The organism is Pseudomonas sp. TH21 (assembly GCF_016651025.1).
Classification (GTDB): Bacteria; Pseudomonadota; Gammaproteobacteria; order Pseudomonadales; family Pseudomonadaceae; genus Aquipseudomonas; species Aquipseudomonas aylmerensis.
This window is the reverse complement of record NZ_JAEKEQ010000001.1, coordinates 5,796,043-5,815,989: the sequence shown is the minus strand read 5'-3', so window position 1 is coordinate 5,815,989 and position 19,947 is coordinate 5,796,043. Positions and strand designations below refer to the sequence as shown.

The window sequence follows — 19,947 nt, the reverse complement described above, 5'->3', positions numbered from 1 at the left end:
GGCCTGGTGAAAACGAAAGGGCGCCCATTGTAAGCAATGGCGCGCAATTGTGGGGGGGAAGGATCGTTGTGATCGGTGAGCACGCTTTCCATGGCGAGCACCCTTCCCATAGTGACCGCGCTTCCTGTGGTAAACGCGCTTCCTGTGGCGAGCGGGCTTGCCCCGCGTTGGGCTGCGAAGCAGCCCCAAACCCTAAACCCCGTTCTAACTGACAGAACGCGACGCCCCAAAAAGGGGCTGCTACGCAACCCAACGCGGGTGCAAGCCCGCTCACCACAAGGAAGCCTGCGTGTCTGATCAGAAAACGTACAGTTTCCTACACGCCATGCGTGGGTTAGCTTTCAGACGCTTACGCTCAAGTTATCCACAGGCCGTTCCACAGGCATTGTGGGTAACGCTCACACTTCAATGACAGCCTGATGACGTCCATACCCGTTGCGCGCTGTGATGCAGGATGCCGTGACGACGCGCCAGGGCAGGGCGGTCCTTGCTGTAGCCGCCGCCGATCACGCCCATCACCGGGATGTCGCGGCCCAGGCAGTGGCGCATCACGGCTTCATCGCGGGCGGCGACGCCGGTGTCTGTCAGCTTGAGGTAACCGAGGGCGTCGTCCTTATGCACATCGACGCCGGCGTCGTACAGCACCAGGTCGGGTTGGTACAGCGGCAGCAGGTAGTTGAGGGCGTCATCGACCACCTTGAGGTAGTCGGCATCGCCCATGCCCATGGGCAGTGGGATGTCCCAATCGCTCTTGGCCTTGCGCGCCGGGAAGTTCTTTTCGCAGTGCAGTGACACGGTGATGGCATCCGGGGTGTCGTGGAGGATGCGGGCGGTGCCGTCGCCCTGATGCACGTCGCAGTCGAAGATCAGTACGCGGTTGACCCGGCCGCTGGCCAGCAGGTAATGGCTGATCACCGCCAGGTCGTTGAAGATGCAGAAGCCCGCCGGGTAATCGTAATGGGCGTGATGGGTGCCGCCCGCCAAGTGGCAGGCAAGGCCATGTTCGAGTGCCTGCTCGGCCGCGAGGATCGAGCCGCCCACCGCGCGCACGGTGCGTCGGGCCAGGGCTTCGCTCCAGGGCAGACCGAGGCGCCGCTGGTCTTCGTGCGACAACTCGCCACTCATGTAGCGTTCGATATAACCCGGTTCATGAGCCAGGGCGAGAATATCTGCCGGACACAGCTGCGGGCGCAGCAGTTGGCTGTCCTCGGTCAGGCCGCTGGCCACCAGGTGGTCACGCAACAGACGGAACTTGTCCATCGGGAACCGGTGGTCCGCCGGGAACTCGGGGCTGTAGTCATCGTGGTAGATCAATGGCAAAGGCATGGGATTTTCTGACAGGAATCTGCGAAGGATCTTAACAGCGCTGTACACTCACGCACATGGCAAGGGAGGGGACCCATGGAGCCGATACTCGAACTGGAAAGTGCACGCCTGCTGATGCGCCCATGGCGTGACAGCGACCTGCCGGACTTTGCACGCATGTGCGCCGACTCGCAGGTGATGCGCTATTTCCCGGCCAAATTGAGCCACCTGGAAAGCGCTGCGCTGATCGGGCGGATTCGTGGCCATTTCGCCGAATACGGCTTTGGCCTGTGGGCCTTGCAGCGCAAGGACACTGGCGAATTCATTGGCCTGACCGGGCTGCAGAATGTCAGCTTCGAGGCGGGTTTCACCCCGGCGGTGGAAATCGGCTGGCGCCTGGCGCGCGAGCACTGGGGGCTGGGCTATGCCAGCGAGGCGGCGTGGACGGCATTGCGCTGTGGGTTCGACCGCTTGCAGCTGGATGAAATTGTCGCCTTCACCACGGAGGCCAATCTGCCATCACAAAAAGTCATGCAGGCCATCGGTATGCATTACGATCCGCTGGCAGATTTCGAACACCCCAAGGTCGCAGCCGATGACCCGCTGCGCCCGCATGTTTTGTACCGCATCACCCGCGCCCAATGGTTGGACACGCTGCACGGGTAGGAGCTGGCTCCTACAAGTAGAAAAGAATTGCTCTGAGGAGAGTGTGAATGAGCCAAGTATTGGAAGATCTGGTGGACTTGCTGACCCTGGAGCCGATCGAGGAAAACCTCTTTCGCGGCCGCAGCCAGGACCTGGGTTTTCGCCAACTGTTCGGCGGCCAGGTGCTCGGCCAGTCCTTGTCGGCCGCCAGCCAGACGGTCGAAGAAGCGCGGCACGTGCATTCATTGCATGGCTACTTCCTGCGCCCCGGCGATGCGAAATTGCCAGTGGTGTATTCGGTGGACCGCGTGCGTGACGGCGGCAGTTTCAGCACGCGCCGCGTGACGGCGATCCAGAAGGGCCACCCGATCTTCACCTGCACCACCTCGTTCCAGTACGACGAACAAGGCTTCGAACACCAGACCACCATGCCCGTGGTGGTCGGTCCGGAAAACCTGCCGTCGGAGCTGGAGCTGACCCAGCAGCGTGCGCACCTGATCCCCGAGCACATGCGCGACAAGCTGCTGTGCCCCAAGCCGATCGAAGTGCGCCCGGTGACCGAGAAAGACCCGTTCAACCCGCAGCCGTCCGACCCGGTCAAGTACGTGTGGTTTCGCGCCGACGGTGCCCTGGCTGACGCGCCGGCGCTGCACAAATACTTGCTGGCCTACGCCTCGGACTTCGGCCTGTTGACCACTTCGCTGCTGCCTCACGGCAAGACCGTTTGGCAGAAAGACATGCAAGTCGCCAGTCTTGACCACGCGCTGTGGTTCCACGCCGACCTGCGTGCCGATGACTGGTTGCTCTACGCCATGGACAGCCCGTGGGCCGGCAACTCCCGGGGTTTCTCGCGCGGCAGCGTGTACAACCGTGCCGGGCAATTGGTGGCTTCCGTGACCCAGGAAGGGTTGATTCGCCATCGCAAGGATTGGGCATGAGCCTGACGGACGTTAAGCATTGGGTATTCGACATGGACGGCACCCTCACGGTGGCCGTGCATGACTTTGCGGCCATTCGCGTGGCCCTGGAGATTCCGCCCGAGGACGACATCCTCACTCACCTGGCTGCATTGCCTGCCGACGTGGCAGCGGCCAAGCATGCCTGGTTGCTGGAGCATGAGCGCGAGCTGGCGCTGGGTTCCGTCGCAGCAGAGGGTGCGGTGGAGCTGGTGCGGGAGTTGGCGGGACGCGGTTATCGCCTCGGCATCCTTACCCGCAATGCGCGGGAGTTGGCGCATATCACCCTGCAAGCGATTGGCCTGGCCGACTGCTTTGCCGTTGACGACGTGCTGGGTCGCGATGATGCACCGCCCAAGCCCGATCCAGGCGGCCTGCTGAAACTGGCCGCAGCCTGGGATGTGGTACCGAGCGAGATGGTGATGGTCGGCGATTACCGCTTCGACCTCGACTGCGGCCGCGCAGCGGGCACGCGCACGGTGTTGGTTAACTTGCCGCAGAACCCGTGGCCGGAATTGGCAGATTGGCATGCCACAGACTGTGCAGTGCTGCGCCAAATGATCCAGCCCTGAGCCCTGTTGAAGCCAGCTTGAGCCGGGGATGGCGGCGTGTCAGTCGATCTGTTTTCAACTGGCCCACCGCTTTCGCAGGCAAGCCAGCTCCCACATTTTGACCGTGGTTGTCAGGTAGAAAACCGCTCGCCAAAGATCTCACTAGCAGCCCCCCGATCCCCTGTGGGAGTTGTCGAGCCTTAGCGAGGCTGCGAAGGCGGCCGCATGGGCGATAGAGGCGTTGGCTGACCCACCACCATCGCCGGCAAGCCAGCTCCCACATTTTGACCGTGGTTGTCAGTGAGCAAATCGCTCGCCACAGATCTCACAGCCCACCCTGCGATCCCCTGTGGGAGTTGTCGAGCCTTAGCGAGGCTGCGAAGGCGGCCGCATGGGCGATAGAGGCGTTGGCTGACCCAACGCCATCGCCGGCAAGCCAGCTCCCACATTTTGACCGTGGTTGTCAGGTAGAAAATGGCTCGCCACAGATCTTACAAGCAGCCCCGCGATCCCCTGTGGGAGTTGTCGAGCCCCAGCGAGGCTGCGAAAGCGGCCGCATGGGCGATAGAAGGGTTGGCTGGCCCACCACCATCGCCGGCAAGCCGGTTCCTGCAGGGATGTGGGGTTATTGGAAGAGTACTTTCTGGCCTTCAGGCGAGGTAAACATGCCGTCGCCGTTATGCCCAACGCCCGGCACTTCCACCAGTTTCTGGCTCAACTGCGGGTGCCGCTGCTTGAGGTAGTCAAAATAGTTGTGCCCACGAATCAGGCGATAGGCGCCTTGGGTCTCGGCGGCGCAGCTTTTATCCAGCGCCGGGTGGTTCGGGTCGGTGTCCTGCTGGCCCAGCAGGTAGGTGATGTTGCGTGACACGTAGGCCTGCTCAAGCTGCTCGGCGCTCTGGCCCTTGGCGTAATCCGGCAAGTTTTGCATGCCGTATTTCCAGTCGTTGAAGCCTGGGCAACTAGCGGTGTCGAACTTCACCGGACGTTGTGGCGTGAAGTACGCGTAGGACGATGGGTTGGCGACCACGTAACGCAGGCTGATGCCTTCGGTCTGCAGCATCGGGTGGTCGTGGCCGGTCAGGGCAAACCGCTGGACCACTTGGCCACCGCCGGAATGGCCGGCGACGACGATCTCTTTCAGCGCCGGGAACAACTTGCGATTGCCCAGGTGCTTGATGATCTGGTCCAGGGCGCCGTAGGAGCTGACTTGGCCTGGGCCGACGGATGGCTCGCCGGCCATCCAGTCGTTGCCGTTCCAGCGCAGCACCTGGTTGTCCAGGTGGTTGCGCTTGATGTCGGACTCATTCAGAAACTGCGGCGCAATCACCAGCGTATTGGTCGCCTGGCCCGCGTGCTCGGCGGCGTCTTCACCGCTTTGCAGGTAGGTCTGCGCATTGCGCAGGCGGCCGTGCACGATGATCAGCGCGCGGGTGACCTGGGGCAGCGGCTGGCGCCAGTCCTGGCTCAAGCCCAGGCTGAGGTCGCCGGCATCCAGGTGAAAACGATCGGGACTGACCACCTTGACCCCATGTTCTTTCTCGGCGGCCCAGGTGGATGAGGAACAGGTAATCAACAAGCCCAGCAGCAATCCCAATCGTTTATTCATCTAAAGACTCTTGGCGGTAAAAGTGTCGCATTGAGTGATCTGGCCCTGGGCAAAGCCGGTCTTGAACCAGCGAACCCGCTGCGCCGAGGTCCCGTGGGTAAACGAGTCCGGCACGACGCGCCCTTGACCCTGTTGCTGCAAACGGTCATCGCCGATGGCGTTGGCCGCATTCAGTGCTTCTTCAATATCACCCGGCTCCAGCCAGTTCAGGCGCTTTTGCGCGCGGTTGGCCCAGACCCCGGCGAAACAGTCGGCCTGCAATTCCTGGCGCACCAGCAGGCCGCCATCGCCTTGCAGTTGCCGGCCCTGCTGGCGCGCGGCCTGGATCTTGGCCGAGATGCCGAGCAGCGTCTGCACGTGGTGCCCGACTTCGTGGGCGATCACGTAGGCCTGGGCGAAATCACCGGCGGCCTTGAAGCGTTGGGACATTTCCCGGAAGAAATCCAGGTCCAGGTACACCTGTTGGTCGGCCGGGCAATAGAACGGGCCGCTGGCCGAGGTGGCGCCACCACAGGCCGAATTGACCCGACCACGGAACAGAATCAGTTTCGGATTCTTGTAGGCCAGGCCATTTTCCTGAAAGACCTGGGCCCAGGTGTCTTCGGTATCACCCAGCACCGCGCGCACAAAGTCCGCTTGCTCATCGTTGGCCGGCGGTGCCTGGCGTGGCTGCGTGCTCACCGAGGGCGCCTGTTCCATCTGGCCGGTCAACTGGCCGAGGATCTGCAGCGGGTCCTGGCCGGTCAACCAACCGATGCCGACGATCAGCACAATTGCCGTCAGGCTCAGGCCCTTGCCGCCACCAAACCGCATGCCGCCACCGCCGCCACTACTGTCATCGCGGGCATCCACCACGTTGTCGCTGCGTCGGCCTTTTTTCCATAGCATGGGGCAATCCTCTCGATGAACTCTGAAACAGTGTTGTTGGTGCGTGGGAATGGCGCCAGCCCGGCTGTCCGACAGGTTCGAGAGCTGCGTAGTATCGCTGCTCTCAGCCCGTGCTGGCAGGGGCGCCAGATGAAAGTTGTGTCAGGTTGGACGGCTCAATCGCGGCAGTAGCCTTCACCGCTATCAACCACCAGGCAGTCCTTTTTCTCCGCCAGCCATTTCAGCCCGGTGGCCTCGCCGTTGCCGGCGCGCAGCAGTTGCGGACCATCGGGGCGGGTGAAGGCGATGCCGTCTTCGGCGGCTTCACCTTTGAAGGTGCCGGAGTCGTCGGCGTCGAGGCCGTATTGCATGGTGAGGATGTAGTGACCACGGCCGACGCTGTCGTCCTTGGCGATGGTCAGGTTCAGGCCTTCGACGCCGATCCACTTGCCGACCCACTTATCGGTGGGTGGGGTTTCGGGCACCAGCGTGGCTTGCACAGACGGTGGCGCAGGCTTGGGTGCCTCCTTGGACTCCTGGTTGCAGGCGGTCAGCAGGGCGAGGGCAGAAAGAATAAAGAGGGTTTTTTTCATAGCAGCAAGGCCTTGGTTAAAAAGTGTGCAACGCTGGGACTGAGGTGCAGCGTTGGACTCGAATCCCGTGATTTAGTGCGCTGTTCGCACGGTGTTTGGTTATGCTCTGCGGGCAGACGCATGCCCGGCTGCTAGATTACCGGGTTGAGTGCCACCGCGTTCAGCTCGCCACGCAAGAGAATTCAATGACTGTCAGCACCCCCCTTTCCGGCGTCAACCATCCTTTCAAAGGCATCCTGCTGATTGTGCTGGCGACGTTCCTGTTTTCCAGCCACGACGCGTTGTCCAAATACCTGGCCGGGTTCTACCCGATCGTGATGGTGGTGTGGGCGCGTTACCTGGTGCATACCGTGTTGATGGCCGGGATTTTCCTGCCGCAATCCGGCTTGCGCGTGCTGCGCAGCAAGCGGCCGGGGATGCAGGTGGTGCGGGCGTTGTGCCTGTTGGGCACGAGTTTGTTTTTCACTGCGGCGCTGCATTACATCCCGCTGGCGGAAGCCACGGCGGTGAACTTCCTCGCGCCGATCCTGGTGACCGCACTCTCGGTGCCGCTGCTCGGCGAGCACGTGACCCGAGGCCAGTGGCTGGCGGTGATCTGCGGGTTTGTCGGGGTACTGATCATCATCCACCCCGGCGGCGAGCTGTTCACCCCGGCGGTGCTGCTGCCGCTGTGTTCGGCGCTGTTCTTCTGCTTCTACCAATTGCTCACGCGCATCCTCAGCCAATACGACACGCCCACCACCAGCAACTTTTTTGCCGGGTTGTGCAATACCCTGGTGATGAGTGCGCTGGTGCCGTTCTTCTGGCAGGTTCCGACGCTGTGGCATGGTGCGTTGATGCTGGCGCTGGGCACCTGCGGGATGACCGCCCACTTGATGCTGACCCAGGCGTTCCGCTTTGCGGCGCCGGCCTTGCTGGCGCCGTTCGGCTATTGCCAGATCGTCTTTGCGGGGTTGTTGGGCTGGCTGGTGTTCAGCCATACCCCCGATGTGACCACGGTGGTCGGCATCGGGGTGATCTGCATGAGCGGGTTGGCCGCTGCCTGGCAGCAGCGGCGCAGGTGATCAGACGTCTACGGTGGGAATCTTGCGCGGCGCCATGAAGTACATCCAGGTCAGCGCAATGAAGTACATCGCCGGGATCAGGGTGAACAACACCGTGTAGTTGTTGTTGGTCACCGTGAGGATATGCCCGACGATCTGGGTCATGAACATGCCGCCGATGGCCGCGCACATCCCGCCAAAGCCGAACACCGTGCTCATCATGTGCTTGGGCGTGTAGTCCATCACCAGGCTCCAGATATTCGCGGTCCAGGCCTGATGCGCGCCGATGGCCAGGGAGATGGCAAACACCGCGACCCACAGCTGGCTGGAGCCGGCCGCCATGATCACGCCGACGATGCAGCAGGCAAACAGCAGCATCGACAGCAACCGCGCCTTGATCGAGTTCATCCCACGGCCGATCAGGAACGACGAGAGAATCCCCCCACCCACACTGCCGAAGTCGGCGGTCAGATAGATGATGATCAGCGGGATGCCCATCTGCGTCACGTTGATGCCCAGGTTGTATTGCTGGTTCAGGAACGGCGGCAGCCAATACAGGTAGAACCAGAACACCGGCGCGGTCATCGAGTAGGCGAGGGCGAAGGCCCAGGTGCCGCGCATGCGCAGGATGCGGCTGAACGGTACGCGCGGTTGTTCCGGTTCGACTTCCTGTTGCACGTAGTCCAATTCGGACTGTTTAACCGTCGGATGGTCTTCCGGGTTGTAGTACTTCAAGCCCCAGAACAGCAGCCAGATGCCGCCGAGTGCCGACATGCACAGGAACGCCGCCTGCCAGCCCCACACGTGCAGGATCAACGGCAGCAACATCGGCGTCATCATCGCGCCGACGTTGGTGCCGGCGTTGAAGATGCCGGTGGCCACCGCGCGCTCGCCGGCCGGGAACCACAGGCGGGTGGTCTTGACGCAGGCCGGGTAGTTGGCGGCTTCGGTCAGCCCGAGGATAAAGCGGCAGACCATAAAGCCGACGGCCGAGGTCGCCAGGCCGTGGGCGCCGGTGGCCAGGCTCCACAGCAGCACCGCGCAGAAGAACACGCGCTTCACGCCGACGCGGTCGATCAAGCGCCCTTGCAGCACAAAGCCGATGGCGTAGCCGACCTGGAACCAGAAGTTGATATTGGCGTAGTCCATCGCCGTCCAGCTCATCTCCTTGGCGAGGATTGGCTGCATCACGCCCAGGGCGGCGCGGTCGATGTAGTTGAGGGTGGTGGCGAAGAACACCAGGGCCAGCATGCCCCAGCGAGTTTTACCCACGGCCAGGGCGCCGCGAATCTTGTCGCCGATGCCGGCGTGCGGGTTGCCCGGGCGCGCGGCCAGGACGGAGTTTTGCGAAGGCATGAGGTCGTACCCGTTTTTTGAAATTTTTATGGTGTGTTCTGGGTCTTGATACGGAATCGATGGTGCGCAGCGGTTAAAAAATCGTCAATTCGTCAACAGCCATTGTGTTCGATAATCGCACTGAAAACTAACCGGTTCGTACATTTCAATTGCTGTGAACAGTTTAGCGGCGAATAATTTGCCGTAAATAAGACGAGCCTCAAATGCCGGGAGTCGCCCCATGCAACGCTCTATTGCCACCGTTTCCTTGAGCGGAACCCTGCCGGAAAAACTCGAAGCCATCGCGGCTGCCGGGTTTGATGGCGTAGAAATCTTCGAAAACGATCTGCTGTATTACGACGGCAGTCCTCGGGAAGTTAGGCAAATGTGTGCCGACCTGGGCATTGCCATCACCCTGTTCCAGCCCTTTCGCGACTTTGAAGGCTGCCGCCGCGACCGCCTGGCGCGCAACCTGGAGCGCGCCGAGCGCAAATTCGACTTGATGCAGGAACTGGGCACCGACCTGGTGCTGGTGTGCAGCAACGCCTCGGCCGATTGCATCGGTGATGAACGCATCCTGCTGGATGACTTGAGCCTGCTGGCCGAACACGCTGGCCGGCGTGGCTTGCGCATCGGCTATGAAGCGCTGGCCTGGGGCAAGCACGTGAACACCTGGCAGCAGGTGTGGAACCTGGTCCGCCAGATTGATCACCCCAGCCTCGGCGTATTGCTCGACAGCTTTCACACCTTGTCGCTGAAGGGCGACCCGAGTGGCATCGCCGAGATTCCCGGCGACAAGATTTTCTTTGTACAGATGGCCGACGCGCCGATCCTGGCCATGGACGTGCTGGAGTGGAGCCGGCATTTCCGCTGCTTCCCCGGCCAAGGCGAATTCGACCTGGCGGGGTTTCTCGCACCGGTCATAAAAAGCGGCTACACCGGGCCGTTGTCCCTGGAGATTTTCAACGACGGCTTCCGCGCCGCGCCCACTCGTGCGAATGCGGCGGATGGCTTGCGGTCGCTGCTGTACCTGGAGGAGAAGACCCGCCAGCGCCTGGCGCAGGAGCAACCTGCGGTGCCGGTGGAGATCCTTTTCGAAACCCCGGCGGCCAGCGAATACGACGGCATCGAGTTCCTCGAGTTTGCGGTGGATGAAAGCCTCGGCGCCAAGCTGACTCACTGGCTGGAGCGCCTGGGTTTCGTCAAGGCCGGCCAGCACCGGTCCAAGAGTGTCAGCCTGTTGCGCCAGGGCGATATCAACCTGATCCTCAACTGCGAGCCGTATTCCTTCGCGCATAACTTTTTCGAAGCCCATGGTCCGTCGTTGTGTGCCACGGCGATTCGGGTCAAGGACAGCGCCAAGGCCCTGCAGCGGGCAGTGGCCTACAAGGGCCAGCCCTATCGCGGCCTCGTGGGCCCGAACGAGCTGGAACTGGCCGCCGTGCGCGCGCCGGATGGCAGCCTGATTTACCTGGTGGATCCGAGCGAGGGCGGTCTCTACGACACCGACTTCAACCTGCAACCGGCCACTGCCGCCAGCGGTGGCTTGCTGCGCATCGACCATATGGCCATGGCGCTGCCGGCCGACAGCCTCGACAGTTGGGTGCTGTTCTACAAGAGCCTGCTGGATTTCGAAGCCGATGACGAAGTGGTACTGCCCGACCCGTATGGCCTGGTGAAAAGTCGCGCACTGCGCAGCCGCTGCAGCTCGATTCGCCTGCCGCTGAATATCTCCGAGAACCGCAACACCGCGATTTCCCACGCCCTGTCGAGCTATCGCGGCTCGGGCGTGCACCACATTGCCTTCGACTGTGCGGACATTTTCGTCGAGGTACGCCGCGCGAAAGAGGCCGGGGTGCCGCTGCTGGATATTCCGCTGAACTATTACGACGACCTCGCGGCGCGTTTCGATTTTGACGACGAGTTCCTCAGCGAACTGGCGTACTACAACGTGCTGTACGACCGCGACGCGCAGGGCGGTGAGTTGTTTCACGTGTACACCGAACCGTTCGAGGGGCGGTTTTTCTTCGAGATCATCCAGCGCAAGAACGGCTATGCCGGCTATGGCGCGGCCAACGTGGCGGTGCGCCTGGCGGCGATGGCCAAATCGCGCAGCGGTGCAGTGCGTCAGGCACGCTTATGACGGCGGGCCAGGTGCTTCCTTCGGGGAGCGCCGCGGCCCATAATCACTGCCTGCATAACAATGGCCGTGAGCGCACCATGACCTCGAGTCCCGAACTCCCCGCGGTGTCAGACGCACCGCGCAAGAGTCGCAAGAACAATCCGGAAAAGACCCGCGAAAACATTCTCCAGGAAGCCATCGTCGAGTTTGTCCAGCAGGGCCTGTCCGGCGCTCGCGTGGATGCGATCGCCGAGCGCATCCACACCTCCAAACGCATGATCTATTACTACTTCGGCAGCAAGGAGCAGTTGTACGTCGAGGTGCTGGAGAAGCTCTACGGCGATATCCGCAACACCGAAACGCGGATGAACCTCACCGCGCTGGAACCGCGCGAAGCAATCCGCCGACTGGTGGAGTTCACCTTTGATCACCACGACCAGAACGTGGATTTCGTGCGCATCGTCAGCATCGAAAACATCAACAACGCCGAATACGTGAAGCGCTCCGATTCGATCAAGGCGATGAACAGCAACATCCTCGAAGGGTTGGGCGCCACCTTGCAGCGCGGGGCTGAGTTGGGCGTGTTCCGCCAAGGGCTGAACCCGCTGGACGTGCATTTGCTGATCAACTCATTCAGCTTTTACCGCGTGTCCAACCGCCATACGTTCAGTGAGATTTTTCAGATCGAACTGTCGGATGAGGCGATCAAACAGCGGCATCGCGAGATGATTTGCGATTCGGTGATGCGGTACTTGCAGGCCTGATTACGCGCACTATTGGGAAGGAATGCAGTCCCTGTGGGACTTGCTTGCGAAAGCGGTGGGTCAGTCGCTGCAGGGGTGGCTGATCTGGCGCCTTCGCGAGCAAGCCCGCTCCCACATTTGGGATGTATTTCAAGGTTAAAGCTGAGTTGTACCGCCCGCTCAAATGCCGCAGCACTCCGAATCCCAAGCCCGAACAGCGATCAAAACTGTGGGAGCGGGCTTGCTCGCGAAAGCGGTGGGTCAGTCGCTGAAGAGGGTGGCTGGTCTAGCGCATTCGCGAGCAAGCCCGCTCCCACATTTGGAATGTATTTCAAGGTTAAAGCCGAGTTGTGCCGCCTGCTCAAATGCCGATGCAGCACCCCGAATCCCAAGCCCGAACAGCGATCAAAACTGTGGGGGCGGGCTTGCTCGCGAAAGCGGTGGGTCAGTGGCTGCAGGGGGTTACTGATCTGGCGCCTTCGCGGGCAAGCCCGCTCCCACATTTGGGATGTATTTCAAGGTTGGAATTGGGTTGTGCCGCCTGCTCAAATGCCGCAGTACCCCGAATCCCGAGCCCGAACAGCGATCAAAACTGTGGGAGCGGGCTTGCTCGCGAAAGCGGTGGGTCAGTCGCTGCAGGAGGTGACTGATCTGGCGCCTTCGCGGGCAAGCCCGCTCCCACATTTGGAGTGTATTTCAAGGTTAGAGCCGAGTTGTGCCGCCTGCTCAAATGCCGCAGCACCCCGAATCCCAAGCCCGAACAGCGATCAAAACTGTGGGAGCGGGCTTGCTCGCGAAAGCGGTGGGTCAGTCGCTGAAGAGGGTGGCTGGTCTAGCGCATTCGCGAGCAAGCCCGCTCCCACATTTGGGATGTATTTCAAGGTTGGAATCGGGTTGTGCCGCCTGCTCAAATGCCGATGCAGCACCCCGAATCCCAAGCCCGAACAGCGATCAAAACTGTGGGAGCGGGCTTGCTCGCGAAAGCGGTGGGTCAGTCGCTGCAGGGGGGGACTGACCTGGCGCCTTCGCGAGCAAGCCCGCTCCCACCTTTGGGATGTATTTCAAGGTTGGAGCCGAGTTGTACCTCCCGCTCAGATGCCGCAGCACCCCGAATCCCAAGCCCGAACAGCGATCAAAACTGTGGGAGCGGGCTTGCTCGCGAAAGCGGTGGGTCAGTCGCTGCAGGGGGGGACTGATCTGGCGCCTTCGCGGGCAAGCCCGCTCCCACCTTTGGGATGTATTTCGAGGTTGGAACCGGGTGTGTACCGCCCGCTCAGATGCCGGTGCAGTACCCCGAATCCCAAGCCCGAACAGCGATCAAAACTGTGGGAGCGGGCTTGCCCGCGATGGCGGTGCGTCGGGTAGACAGCTATCGGCTGGCAAACCGCTATCCCCGGCAAGCCGGCTCCTACAGTTGATCGTGTTTCGACAGTCTGCTATTCATGCGCTGGAAGTGCGCCAGCATGCGCTGCGCATTCGGCACCTCGCCGCTGAACAATTCAAACGCCTTGACCGCTTGAAACACTGCCATGTTGCCGCCATCCAGGGTGCGGCAACCCAAGGCGCGGGCGTCGCGCAGCAGCTCGGTTTCCAGGGGGAAATACACAATTTCTGCCACCCACAGTTGCGCTCGCAACAGCGCAGCGGGCACCGGTGTGCCCGGTAGCTTGGCCATGCCCATGGGTGTGGTGTTGACCAGGCCATCCGCTTCGGCCATGGCGTTTTCCAGGTCATGGCCGACTTGGGCGCGACCGGCGCCGAAGCGCTGCGTGAGGTTATCCACAAGGTCGCGGGCGCGGCTGGTGTCCACATCGAACACACTTAATTGCTCCACGCCTTCGGCCAGCAGCGCGTGGGCCACTGCCGCGCCCGCGCCGCCGGCGCCCATTTGCACTACGCGCTGGCGGGAAACATCACTCAGGTTTCGCCGAAACCCTTCGGCAAAGCCCAGGCAGTCGGTGTTGTGGCCGATGCGTTTGCCGTCCTTGAACACCACCGTATTGACCGCCCCAATGCCGCGGGCCTCGTCGGATAATTCATCGAGCAAGGGCAGGATCGCCTGCTTGCACGGGTAGGTAATGTTCAGGCCTGTGAAGTGCATCAGCTCGGCGGCATCGAGCAAGTCGGGGAGGGCGTTGAGGTCCAGCTTCAGCGGTTCCAGGTCGATCAGCCGATACAGGTAGCGCAAGCCTTGGGCGTCACCTTCGTGCTCATGCAGGGCCGGCGTACGGGAAGCCTGGATGCCGGCGCCGATCAGGCCGGCGAGGATGCGCGATTTCATTGCGTCGATCCCTTCAGCAACTGGCTGAAATGCTCCAGGGCCAAGTGGTAACCATGGCTGCCGAACCCGGCAAGCACGGCCTTGGCGATGGGCGACACAAACGAGTGGTGCCGAAACGCCTCGCGCGCATGCACGTTGGATAAATGCACTTCGATCACTGGTACTTCACTGGCCACCAGCGCGTCGCGAATCGCCACTGACGTGTGGGTCCAGGCTGCCGGGTTGATCACGATCCCGGCGCAGCGGGCGCGGGCGCCGTGGATCCAGTCCAGCAGCTCGCCTTCGTGGTTGGTCTGGCGAAATTCGATTTTCAGCCCCAGTTGCTCAGCGCTGCGGCCGCACAGGGCGGCGACATCGGCGAGGGTTTCATGGCCGTAGGTGGTCGGCTCGCGGGTGCCGAGCAGGTTGAGGTTGGGGCCGTTGAGCACCAGCACGATGGGCGGCATAAGGGGTGTCTCCACACTTATTGTTAGTTGTGCGGACAAAATGTACTGGATGGTTAATTTGGTCAATTGATGGCAGCGGATGTGTTCGATTACCGAACCGTTAATCAGACCTTGAGGCGCGACGGATCAGATTAGATATCAATTGAAAATCATTCTCGACAACGCTTAAGATGCCCGCCTGTTTCCTTAACATTCCAGGGAGTCGGTTTGTCGGACGTGGATCTCAAAGGCCTGTTTCTCAAGCACGCCGATACCCTGCGCGGGTATCTGGCGCGCAAGGTACGGGACCCGCAGTTGGCCGCGGACCTGGTGCAGGAGAGCTTCCTGCGCCTGGCGGAAAAGCCGGCCGGCGAGCGCATCGACAACTCCCAGGGCTATCTCTATCGAACGGCGAGCAATCTGCTGATCGACCATATTCGCCAGGAAGCGCGGCGCAAGACAGACTCCGTGCCCCACGAGGCGCTGGCCGAGATTGAAGATGAAGTGGCCGGGTTGGAGGCTCAGGCAATGGCGCAGCAACAGCGACAGGCATTGAAGCAGGCACTGGCGGAGTTGCCGGAGCGCACCCAGCAGATTTTCCGCTTGAACCGCATCGAGGGCATGACCCACGCCCAGGTTGCCCGGCACCTGGACATCTCCGACAGCTCCGTGCAAAAGCATCTGGCCAAGGCCTTGGCCTACGTGATGCAGCGCCTGCAGGACGGCGAGGTGGCGCCATCCGACGAATGAATTACCGAAAAACGCCAGGTCAGTCGTCACAGCGTTATATAACGAAAAATTCGAGATTCACACGTGAATAGCCAGGGTCCGCAACAGCACAGCATTACCGAGGTGGCCGCCGAGTGGGCGGTGCGCCTGCACGCCGGTGCCCTGACCGACCAGGAGCAGGCCGAGCTGCGCCATTGGATCGCCTGTGACAGTCGCCACGAAGCGGCGCTGCGCTTTGCCGAGCAGACCTGGGCGGCGTTGGGCGAGGTGCATAAGGATGAGGCGGTACACCGCCAGCGGCCCTCTGCGGCGGTGCTGCCGGTGCGCCGGTCGTCGCGGCGAAGGCCGTGGCAGCGGGCGGCGGCCGTCGCGCTGGTCGTGGTGGCGGCGGGTGTCGGCTGGGTGCGCGGGCCGGAAGCCTGGCTACGCCTGCAGGCCGACTATGTCACCCAGAAAGGCGAGGTGCGCACCGTGCACCTGGCCGATGGCAGCACGGTGCAGCTGGATTCCGCCAGTGCGATTCGCCTGGATTACGACGGCGTTCAACGGCGCATCAGCCTGCTCCAGGGCTCGGCGATCTTCGATGTGGCGCCGATGGTCGGCAAGGAGACCCGGCCATTCGTGGTGCAAAGCGCCGGCGGGCAGACCCGCGCGCTGGGTACGCGGTTTGTGGTGGACCGCGAGGAGAGCAGCCAGGCCTGGGTGGGCGTGTTGCAGCACAGCGTTGCGGTGTCCTTGCAAGCCTCGCCGAAAAAAGGCCCCAGCGACCGTGTGCTCCAGGAAGGCCAGGCCGCGCGCTACAGCCTCCAGGAGGGCATCGAGCCCTTGGATCAGTTCGATGTGGAGCGCGCCACCAGTTGGCGTCGCGGCGTGTTGATCTTTGATCGCCAGCCCCTGGCCAAAGTCATCGAACAACTCAACCGCTACCGCCCGGGGCGCGTGGTGTTGACCAGCGCGGACCTGGGCGATCGCGAAGTCAGCGGGGTCTTCCGCCTCGACATGCTCGACACCGCCCTCGGTACCCTGACCCAGGAATTGCAAGTGCAACGCCTGGACCTGGCAGGCCTCAGCCTGATCTATTAACACCCCTGCTGGTGGTGGCGCCCGCGAGATCTTTCCCACGCCATCGCCGGCAAGCCGGCTCCTGCGCGTGTCTTTGCCTGCCAATCCCCTTCATTTAAAAAACTTTGAAAAAAATCTTACTGACTTCCTGCGCGTCGCACGTCTTGCTAGGTGAGAAGCATTCGCATAAACAAAAACGCTTACGCAGGGAAAAACACAAATGTCAGCACTCAACAAGGGGCGTATCACCGGTACCCGGTTAGCCCTGGCCATTCACCTGGGCCTGTTCGCGGCAGCGGCGCCGGTGTTCGCCGCACAGCCGCAAGTGGCAGCGGCCCAGCCTGCAGTGCTGACGTTCAATATTCCCGCGCAAGCGCTTGGCAGTGCGGTATTGGCCTTCGCCGATCAGGCCGGCCTGCAGGTGTTGTTCGACAGCCAGCGCCTGCAAGGCTTGAACAGCACCGCGCTGCAGGGCAGCTTCGGGGTGCAGGAAGGCCTCGGCCGCCTGCTCGGCGCCGCCCCGGTGGACTACCGCTTTACCGGCGAGCGCCAGGTCACCCTGACCCGCGTCGAGCAGCCGAGCACCCCGGCATTGTCGCTGGCAACCACCACCATCACCGGCCAGCACGCCCAGGATTGGGTGTACTCCTCGCCACGCTCGGTCAGTGTGGTCGGGCGTGAACAGCTGGATCGCAACCCGCCGCGCCATGCCGCCGAAATGCTCGAGGAGGCGCCAGGCGTCTACTCGGCGGTCAGTCAGCAGGACCCTGGCCTGTCGGTGAATATTCGCGGGATCCAGGACTACGGCCGCGTCAACATGTCGGTCGACGGCATGCGCCAGAACTATCAGCAAAGTGGTCACCAGCAACGCAATGGCACCCTGTATGTCGACCCGGAGTTGTTGTCCGAAGTCGTCATCGAAAAGGGCGCTACCTCCACCATGGGCGGTGCGGGCGTGATTGGCGGGGTTGCCAATTTCCGTACCGTGGAGGCGGCTGACCTGCTCAAGGACGGCAAGGAAATCGGCGGGCGCATTCGGCTCACCACGGGGCTGGGCGGGCGCAGCAACGGCACGCACTTTATCGGCAGCTCGGCGTTTGCCGTGGGGACCGACGTGTGGGACATGCTGGTGGCCGCCAGTGAGCGCCACCTCGGTGATTACAAACCTGGCACCCAAGGCAGCATCGGCGATCTGCGCACCGGCAGCTCCTTCCTGCCGAACAGTCAGGAACGGATCAAGAACACCCCCGTCGCTTATTCGGGCTCGGTGATGCGTTCGCGCCTGCTCAAGCTCGGTATCAATCTGCCGGTGGACCAGCGCTTGCAACTGAGCTACCTGACCACCGAGGTTGGCTACGACGACGTGAACATGATGACCGCCGAAAAAGCCCAGTTATGGGAAAAGCTCGGCAGCAGCAATGTCACGGCGCAGAACTTCGCGCTGGACTACAGCTACACGCCGGACAACCCGCTGATCGATTTCAAGGCCAAGCTCTACTACGTCGATACCCGCAATGACCAGAGCACCCTGACCCGTGGCAGCAGCAAGGGGTACGAGGTCACCTACCAGACCAACACCTACGGTTTGCAGGCCCAGAACATCTCGACCTTTGCCTTGGGCGAGCTGTCCGTGCTCAAGGCCAACTATGGGCTGGAGTTCTTCTACGACAAAGTCCGCCCGGACTCCAACCAAATGGTGGAGGCAGGCTCGGCGGTGACCGCTTCTGCGGCGGAAAGCATCACCCCCGAGGGGGACCGGGCACTCGGCAGCCTGTTCGCGCGCCTGGATTACGACTATGACAACTGGCTGAGCCTCAATGCCGGCTTGCGTTACGACCGCTATCGGCTGCGCGGCGAAACCGGCTTGAACACGCGTACCTTCATTATTGGAACCACCCGGCAGGTCGGCTTGCCCATGACCTACGACGTGGACCGGGAAGAGGGGCATTTCTCGCCGACCTTCGGCCTGTCGATCAAGCCTGGCGTGGATTGGTTGCAACTCTTCGCCACGTACGGCAAGGGCTGGCGCCCGCCGGCAGTCACCGAAAGCCTGGTCAGCGGCCGGCCCCATGGCGGGGGCTCGGAGTCGATTTTCCCCAATCCCTTCTTGAAACCGGAGACGTCTACCGCCTGGGAAGTCGGCTTCAACGTGCTGAAGGAAGACCTGGTGTTCGCCGATGACCGCGTGGGCATGAAGGTGTCCTACTTCAACACCCGCGTCGACGACTTCTCCTACATGGCCCTGGGCGTGCAGCCGCCCGGTTATGGCATCGCCAATATCGGCAATGCGGCGTATGTGAACAACCTGGAGACCACGCGTTTTCGCGGTCTCGAATACCAGTTGGACTACGACGCCGGGTTTGCCTATGGCCAGTTCAACTACACACGGATGCTCGGCAGCAACAAGTTCTGCAGCAAGACCGCATGGCTGGGCGGTGTCACCAAGATCCAGAAAGGCCCGGGTAGCCGTGCACCTGTAGACGCGATGGTGCCGGACGACGTGGCCAATGCGGGGCAGAGCTGCAGCGCAATCCTGGGCTCCTCCGAACACATGCCGATGGACCGCGGCACCGCGACGCTGGGTGCACGCTTCTTCGAGCGCAAATTGGATGTGGGCGTTCGCGCCCGCTACAGCGGCGGTTACTACGTAAAAGGCGGCGTCGGCGTGACCACGTCGCAAACCGGCGTTTATCCGGCCGACTGGAAGCCCTACACCGTCTACGACCTTTACAGCAGCTACCGCGCCACCGACCAACTGACCCTGCGACTGGCCATGGAAAACGTCACCGACCGCGCCTATCTGGTGCCGCTGGGCGACGTGTTGGCCTTTACCCTCGGGCGTGGGCGCACGTTGCAGGGCACCGTTGAATACCAGTTCTGACCGATTTTGCCCAGTGACGGGCAAAACCACAGCAGGCACTGGCTTGCTGTGGAGATACCACCCCATGACTTGGAGTTTTGCATGAGCATTTCTATTTCATACAGCACGACCTATGCCGCCAACACGGTTGCCGAGTACCTGAGCGACTGGTCCGCTTACTTTGGTGACCTGAACCACCGCGAAGGTTCGGTCAAAGAAGGTTCGAACACCGGTGGTTTCAATCCTGGCCCGTTCGACGGCACCCAATATGGTGTGTCGAGCACGGTCAGCAACGCGGCGGTGGTCGCCAACGGTGACCTGCACTACACCTTGTTCAACCCGCCGTCGCACACCTTGTGGGGTTCGATCGACTCCCTGAACCTGGGCACTATCCTGTCGGGCGGCGCCAGCAGCGGTGGCTACACCCTCACCGAGCAGGAAGTCAGCTTCACCAACCTGGGCCTGTCGAGCCTGCAGTCCGAGGGCCGTGACGGCCAGGTGCACCAGATCATCTACGGCCTGATGAGCGGCGACAGCACGGCACTGGCCTCGGCGATCGACTCCCTGCTCAAGGACATCGACCCAAGCCTGTCGGTCAACTCCACCTTCGATCAACTGGCGGCAGCCGGTGTTGCTCATGTCGACTCGGCGTCGGTCGCCGCTGCCGATGTGGCGCTGGTGGGCGTCCAGGATGTGCCTCAGGACTTCGCCCTGGCAGCCTGATGCCATGAAAAAAGCGAATGGAAGATCGCTCTCCCATTCGCCGCATTACACCGCTGTCGCCAAGCCTTCTAACTCTTCAAGCGACGGCGGTGCCGAAT

Annotated in this window: 17 protein-coding genes; 10 read left to right on the top strand and 7 right to left on the bottom strand. The window is 62.0% G+C overall.

The window, feature by feature from the left end; genetic code table 11:
* Positions 1–405 precede the first annotated feature (405 nt).
* The gene (locus JFU04_RS25715; RefSeq protein ID WP_201145943.1) at positions 406–1,326 is read right to left on the bottom strand and encodes a histone deacetylase family protein; all 921 of its coding nucleotides are present in this window, start codon (positions 1,324–1,326) and stop codon (positions 406–408) included.
* 75 nt (positions 1,327–1,401) lie between these two features.
* Here JFU04_RS25715 and JFU04_RS25710 point away from each other — a divergent pair, with 75 nt between their 5' ends.
* The 3 genes from JFU04_RS25710 to JFU04_RS25700 are packed head-to-tail and all read left to right on the top strand — an operon-like array spanning position 1,402 to position 3,478.
* A complete protein-coding gene (locus JFU04_RS25710; protein WP_120450052.1) occupies positions 1,402–1,971 on the top strand; it encodes a GNAT family N-acetyltransferase in 570 nt (189 codons plus the stop codon).
* Positions 1,972–2,018: 47 nt separating this feature from the next.
* Positions 2,019–2,888 (top strand): acyl-CoA thioesterase II, encoded by an 870-nt coding sequence (tesB, locus tag JFU04_RS25705; protein WP_065910141.1) that lies wholly within the window; start codon positions 2,019–2,021, stop codon positions 2,886–2,888.
* Positions 2,885–3,478, top strand: a complete 594-nt coding sequence (locus JFU04_RS25700; RefSeq protein WP_065910143.1) for an HAD family hydrolase — start codon at positions 2,885–2,887, stop codon at positions 3,476–3,478. Before tesB ends, JFU04_RS25700 begins: the two co-directional genes overlap by 4 nt.
* Positions 3,479–4,082: 604 nt before the next feature.
* Here the strand turns inward: JFU04_RS25700 and JFU04_RS25695 are convergent.
* The 3 genes from JFU04_RS25695 to JFU04_RS25685 form a co-directional block, all read right to left on the bottom strand.
* A complete protein-coding gene (locus JFU04_RS25695; RefSeq protein WP_201145942.1) occupies positions 4,083–5,066 on the bottom strand; it encodes an alpha/beta hydrolase in 984 nt (327 codons plus the stop codon).
* Positions 5,067–5,954, bottom strand: a complete 888-nt coding sequence (ypfJ, locus tag JFU04_RS25690) for a KPN_02809 family neutral zinc metallopeptidase (RefSeq protein WP_201145941.1) — start codon at positions 5,952–5,954, stop codon at positions 5,067–5,069.
* Positions 5,955–6,109: 155 nt separating this feature from the next.
* On the bottom strand, positions 6,110–6,526 hold the full coding sequence (locus tag JFU04_RS25685) for a membrane lipoprotein lipid attachment site-containing protein (RefSeq protein ID WP_065910149.1): 417 nt from the start codon (positions 6,524–6,526) through the stop codon (positions 6,110–6,112).
* A 185-nt stretch (positions 6,527–6,711) separates the two neighbouring features.
* On the opposite strand from JFU04_RS25685, the gene JFU04_RS25680 reads away from it, so the two are divergent.
* Complete coding sequence (locus JFU04_RS25680) at positions 6,712–7,590, top strand: DMT family transporter (RefSeq protein ID WP_065910150.1); 879 nt, start codon at positions 6,712–6,714, stop codon at positions 7,588–7,590.
* Here the strand turns inward: JFU04_RS25680 and JFU04_RS25675 are convergent, their stop codons facing one another.
* The gene (locus JFU04_RS25675) at positions 7,591–8,925 is read right to left on the bottom strand and encodes an MFS transporter (RefSeq protein ID WP_065910151.1); all 1,335 of its coding nucleotides are present in this window, start codon (positions 8,923–8,925) and stop codon (positions 7,591–7,593) included.
* Between the two features lie 220 nt (positions 8,926–9,145).
* Between JFU04_RS25675 and quiC the strand changes: the two genes are divergently transcribed.
* Together quiC and JFU04_RS25665 are read left to right on the top strand one after the other, a co-directional pair.
* Positions 9,146–11,047: a 3-dehydroshikimate dehydratase QuiC gene (quiC, locus tag JFU04_RS25670; protein ID WP_201145940.1), complete on the top strand. Its 1,902-nt coding sequence runs from the start codon at positions 9,146–9,148 to the stop codon at positions 11,045–11,047.
* Between the two features lie 77 nt (positions 11,048–11,124).
* The gene (locus JFU04_RS25665; RefSeq protein WP_065910346.1) at positions 11,125–11,790 is read left to right on the top strand and encodes a TetR/AcrR family transcriptional regulator; all 666 of its coding nucleotides are present in this window, start codon (positions 11,125–11,127) and stop codon (positions 11,788–11,790) included.
* 1,387 nt (positions 11,791–13,177) lie between these two features.
* Here JFU04_RS25665 and JFU04_RS25660 read toward each other — a convergent pair.
* On the bottom strand, positions 13,178–14,050 hold the full coding sequence (locus tag JFU04_RS25660) for a shikimate dehydrogenase (protein WP_207200684.1): 873 nt from the start codon (positions 14,048–14,050) through the stop codon (positions 13,178–13,180).
* Complete coding sequence (gene aroQ, locus JFU04_RS25655) at positions 14,047–14,496, bottom strand: type II 3-dehydroquinate dehydratase (RefSeq protein WP_065910157.1); 450 nt, start codon at positions 14,494–14,496, stop codon at positions 14,047–14,049. Before aroQ ends, JFU04_RS25660 begins: the two co-directional genes overlap by 4 nt.
* Before the next feature lie 207 nt (positions 14,497–14,703).
* Here aroQ and JFU04_RS25650 point away from each other — a divergent pair, with 207 nt between their 5' ends.
* The 4 genes from JFU04_RS25650 (at position 14,704) to JFU04_RS25635 (ending at position 19,849) form a co-directional block, all read left to right on the top strand.
* A complete protein-coding gene (locus tag JFU04_RS25650; protein WP_028618031.1) occupies positions 14,704–15,225 on the top strand; it encodes an RNA polymerase sigma factor in 522 nt (173 codons plus the stop codon).
* 63 nt (positions 15,226–15,288) lie between these two features.
* Entirely contained in the window at positions 15,289–16,287 is a 999-nt protein-coding gene (locus JFU04_RS25645; RefSeq protein WP_201145939.1) for a FecR domain-containing protein, read from the top strand.
* Positions 16,288–16,486: 199 nt separating this feature from the next.
* On the top strand, positions 16,487–19,147 hold the full coding sequence (locus JFU04_RS25640; RefSeq protein ID WP_201145938.1) for a TonB-dependent receptor: 2,661 nt from the start codon (positions 16,487–16,489) through the stop codon (positions 19,145–19,147).
* An 81-nt stretch (positions 19,148–19,228) separates the two neighbouring features.
* Entirely contained in the window at positions 19,229–19,849 is a 621-nt protein-coding gene (locus JFU04_RS25635; RefSeq protein ID WP_065910164.1) for a heme acquisition protein HasA, read from the top strand.
* Positions 19,850–19,947 lie beyond the last annotated feature (98 nt).